Origin of the sequence: Nocardia sp. NPDC004604 (genome assembly GCF_040609795.1) — a bacterium.
Taxonomy (GTDB): Bacteria; Actinomycetota; Actinomycetes; order Mycobacteriales; family Mycobacteriaceae; genus Nocardia.
The window spans coordinates 1-4,788 of the sequence record NZ_JBEXLC010000279.1 but is presented as its reverse complement, the minus strand read 5'-3'; the positions used below and the strand labels follow the sequence as shown (position 1 = coordinate 4,788).

Sequence of the window (4,788 nt, the reverse complement as noted above, 5' to 3'; positions counted from 1 at the left end):
TGGTCCCACGTTGTGACACCACTTCCAATGGATGTATTCGAAAATCGTCGTGTCAGAGGATCGAGACGGTCTTGTAGCGGAGGAACTCATCGAGGCCGGTGCGTGCGCCCTGCTTGCCGAAGCCGCTGATCCCGAGGCCGCCGTACGGGGTGTGCGGCACGATCGTCGTCGCACCGTTGACGTAGACGCCACCGGCCTTGAGTCGCTCGGCGACGCGGTGGACCCGGTCGACGTCGCGCGATTCGATGTACGCAGCCAGGCCGTAGTCCGTCCCGTTCGCGAGTGCGATCGCCTCGTCCTCCTCGCGGAAGCGGAAGACCAGCAGTACCGGGCCGAAGACCTCGGTCTGCGCGATGTCGTGCTGCGGATCGACGTCGACCAGGACGGTGGGCCGGACGAACGGCTTATCGGCGAGGTCGCCGCCGGGATTGGTGCCACCGAGGACGACCCGGCCGGCGCCGTCCTGGACGGCACGGTCGACGGACTCGAGGATGCGCTGCTGTGCGCCGGCGTGGATCACCGGGCCCATCCGGGTGGCTGGGTCGAGGGGGTCGCCGAGGGTGTAGCCGGCTGCGATCTCGCACACCCGCTTCACCACGTCGTCGTGGAGGTCTTCGTGCACGACGAGTCGGGTAGGAATGGCGCACGCCTGCCCGGACATCTTTCCGAACGCCGCGAACGCGGCCCGCTGGGCGATGCTGTCGATATCGTCGGCGTCCGGGAACACCAGGCACGCCGACTTGCCGCCGAGCTCCATCAGGGAGGGCTTGAACCGCTCGGCACACGCGACGAGGATCTTCTGCGCCGTTGTCGGGCCACCGACGAAGCTGATCTTCTCGACCAGCGGGTGACGCACCAGCGCGTCACCGGCGTCGGGCCCTCCGGACACGATGTTGAGCACGCCGTCCGGGATACCCGCCTGGCTGGCCAGCTCGCCGTACAACCGGGCCGAGTGGGGCGTCATCTCGGACGGCTTGACGACTACGGTGCAGCCGGCCGCGAGCGGCGCTGCCACTGACATGCCCAGCGACACCAGGGGGCCGTTCCAGGTCAGGATCACCCCGACCACGGCGTATGGCTCGGGGGAGGTGTAGGAGAAGCTGCCGCGGGTTCCGAAGCTCGACAGCATCTGGCCATCGATCTTGTCGCACCAGCCGGCGTAGTAGTCGTGCCATTCGGCGGTCAAGTCGACGCCACCAAGCCCCATTGCCAGGGGCATGCCGTTGTCGATGGCGCTGAGCCGGCCGAATTCCTCCCGGTGCTCCCGGATGAGGCTCGCCAGGCGGTGCAGGGCGGCACGTCGCGCCTCCGGCCGCCAGAATCGCCAGTCATCAGCGGCACCCGCTGCGGCCGCGACGGCAGCCTGGATCTCCGCAGGTCCGGCCATTGGCACGTCCGTCTGGAGGGTGCTGTCGTAGGGGCTGGCGTGACGGAACGTGCCGCCGGAGGCGGTGTAGAGACGCTCCGAGCCGATCCGCAGGTACGGCGTGGGCAACTCATTGGGGGCCGCAGCGATCACGGTGCACCTTTCTGAAACGTCGACACGAACTGGGTCGACCCTTGCGTGTGATCCAGTTCACATCGTATAGGGAGTTGGAACCTCCAACTCGCCGCCACAGATTACAACTTATAATTGACATCATATAGAGCACGGGTCAGAATTGTCCGCAGATGGCGGAATCGTCCGTCTCGTGCACCTGGCGGCTGGGAAGGAGAGGCCAGATGGTCCTCTCGGACAACTCTTCGTGCGCTGCTTCCGGACTGCGGGCCAGCGGCGACCTGGTGGTCGTCAGCATGGTCGGGGGGCTCACTGCGGCGCTCGTCGCGAAGCACTTCGCGGAGCTGGGTGCATCGGTGTCCGCCGTGATTCCCCCGGCGTGCGACCCGGCCATCCGGGATGTCCCCGCACGCTCGTATTGGGACTCGCTTGTGCAGCCGCTCGAGGCCGCCGAGGTGGATGCTGCCCTTGCTGGGGCCGATGTCTGCATCGTGGGCCGTGGCTCGGGAGGATTCGACCTCGCCCGCATCAGCGAGTTGGCCGCTCGCCATCCCAGGCTCGTGGTCCTGGACATCGAAGCCGACGCTCTGTCGGTCGGCAACGAAGACCCTGTCGAGCTCCTCGCGCAGGTGCGGGCGGGCCTGACCTTCCAACAGTTCGCGGGTCGGCCGTATGTACACGGGCACCGGCCTGCCGCGTTCGGCACGGCCCTCACCGCGCTGATCGGCGGCTGGGCCGCGCTGATCGAACGCCAGCGCTCCGGGCGCGGTCAGGTCGTCTCGACGGGCCCCACCCAGGGCATCGCGGCGCTCTACGGCGCGTTGTGGCTCTCGGGCATCGGCACGGACAGCGACCTGCGGGTGTATCCACCGCTGGACGTGAAGCAGCTGATCTTCCGCACCCGCGACGATCGATTCATCCAGCTCGTCCTGGGCGTTCCCGGCGCGCGGGCGACCCTCTACCGGATCCTCGGGCTGCCCGTCGACGGAGTGGATTCCGACCGAGGAGTGCCGGCGGGCCGGTCGGACGATCCGTCCTGCTTCTTCGCGGATTACCACGTCATCGCGCCGCAGGTAGCCCGGATGACCTGTGACGAGCTGCTGGCGCTCTGCTGGGCTCATGGTCTCGGGGCCGAGGCGGTCCTGGCGCCGGGCGAGTGCTGGGACGATCCGCAGGTCGCGGTATTGGACGCGGTCGTCGAGCATGACACCGCTCGGTACGTCGGCCGGCCGGCGACCTTCGTCAACTGGGATACCGGAGCCGGGCCCGGTCATCGACGGCCCGTGCCCGAGGGTTCCGGCCCGCTCGCCGGGATCCGGGTAGCGGACTTCGGCTTGTTCGTCGCCGGCCCCCTGGCCGCCCGCATCCTCGGTGATCTGGGTGCCGACGTCGTGCACGTCGAATCGCCACAGCCGGCGACCAGCGTCACCTCACCGCGCCAGCTCCTCGTCGTCAACCGTGGCAAGCGCAGCATGGTGCTCGATCTCAAGACTGTCGACGGCGCGTCGGCCGCCCGGCGGCTGGTCGCGACGAGCGATGTCGTCATCCACAACTACCGGGTGGGGGTGGCCGAGCGCCTCGGACTCGGTATGCCCGAGGTCTTCGCCGCCAGGCCCGGGGCGGTCGCGGTGCAGATCTCGGGCTTCGGGGCGGCTGGGCCCAAGGCCACGCATACCGGTTTCGACATGGTGGTCCAGGCCCTCACCGGTATCGAGCGACGTGCAGGCGGTCCCGTCGGTGAACCGGTGTGGGTCCGCTCGGTGACAGTGGACTATGCCGCCGGGTTGGTCGGTGCCATCGCCGCGCTGGTCGGACTCCACGACCAGGCCGTCACCGGTGGTGCGATCGAGGCTCGGATGGACCTCCTGCGGTCGGCGCTCTTCCTGACCTCCGACGTACGCCGAGATGCTGATGGCTCGATCCACACCCTGCCGGAACTGCTTGCTGACCTCAGCGGCTTCCATCCCGCGGACTGCATCTATCGCACGCTCGATGGCTGGATGGCGGTCTCGGCGCCCGAGGAACCGATGGCGCAGCGATTCGCCAGCGCAGTAGGCGTCCTCGCCGGGCGGCGCGACACCTGGGGACCCGACGTCCATCAGCGACTGGCCGGACAGATCGCGCTGATGACGACCGACGAGCTGACGTCGGTGCTCGAGTCGAGCAACGTGCGCCACCTGCCCTGCCACCCGGATTCCTGGGACGAACTGGTAACTACCCTGCGCCTGTGCGGTAGTGACCTCGTCGTCGAGGTGGATGACGAGCACGAGGGAGTCCTGACCGGCTGGTTCGGGGCCTTGGCCCGGTTCAGTCGCTCCGACTCGCTGCGTGCCCCGCATCGCTCGGCGCCCCGCCAGGGCCAGCACACCGCTGAACTCCTCCGCGAGCTGGGCGATGGTCGCCCCGGCTCCCGAATCGCGGACCTCTGCGGCGCGGCGGCGCCGGGTCCGTCACCCCTGACCCATGCGCGAAAGGTAGGCGAATGAGATGAAGACCCGCAAGATTCCCGGAACAAATGTCGCGGTGTCGGAGTTCGGCTTCGGGACCGGCGACAACGCCGGCGGGCTGGTGTATGCCGATACCCGCCAGCAGTACTCCCTGGTAGAGGCCGCGCTCATGTCCGGTATCAACTACTTCGATTGCTCGCCCGACTACGGGAAGGGTCTCGGCGAGGCGAACCTCGGTCGGATCCTGCGGGATATCGGCGTGCGTGACCAGGTCATCGTTGCGACCAAGGTCGAGATTATGCCCGAGGAGCTGCACCGGATCCCGCAGAAGGTCGAACAGAGCATCCACGACAGCCTGTTGCGGCTGCGGATGGACCACGTGGACATGCTGTTGCTCCACAACCCGAGCCGTCTCGATCCGAGTCCGAACCTCCGGGCCTGGACGCCGCTGACCCCAGACCAGGTCCTCAACGAAGTCGCTCCGGCCCTGGAGAAGGTGAAGTCCAGCGGCCGCACCCGCCTGCTGGGCGTGTGCGAGGAGCGCAGCGAGCCCGCAGCGGTAATCCCGATCCTCGACAGCGGCCTGTTCAACATGCTGTACGCCTGGTTCAACCTCGCCAACCCGTCCGCCGCGCGGCCTGTCTCCGGACTGCCGTGGAACGAGCGGTACGACGGCTACTTCGAGGCCGCCCAACGCAACAACGTCGGTGTCGGTGTCATCCGTCCGCTCGCCGGCGGCGCACTGACCAAGGCGATCCACGAGGACGGCCCATCCGGTCGGCACCCGGTCTCCGGGGGCTGGTCGCTGCGACCCTCGGCCCACTCGCCGACGCCGTTGCCGCC

General features: G+C 68.2%; 3 protein-coding genes. 2 read left to right on the top strand and 1 reads right to left on the bottom strand.

Annotated features, from left to right (window positions below; all coding sequences use genetic code 11):
* Positions 1-52 precede the first annotated feature (52 nt).
* Positions 53-1,519, bottom strand: coding sequence for an aldehyde dehydrogenase family protein (locus ABZW16_RS43130; protein WP_354961951.1), 1,467 nt, complete (start codon positions 1,517-1,519; stop codon positions 53-55).
* A gap of 203 nt (positions 1,520-1,722) precedes the next feature.
* Between ABZW16_RS43130 and ABZW16_RS43125 the strand changes: the two genes are divergently transcribed.
* On the top strand, positions 1,723-3,984 hold the full coding sequence (locus ABZW16_RS43125) for a CoA transferase (protein ID WP_354961950.1): 2,262 nt from the start codon (positions 1,723-1,725) through the stop codon (positions 3,982-3,984).
* A 1-nt stretch (position 3,985) separates the two neighbouring features.
* On the top strand, positions 3,986-4,788 hold an 803-nt coding region (locus ABZW16_RS43120), incomplete at its 3' end, for an aldo/keto reductase (protein ID WP_354961949.1).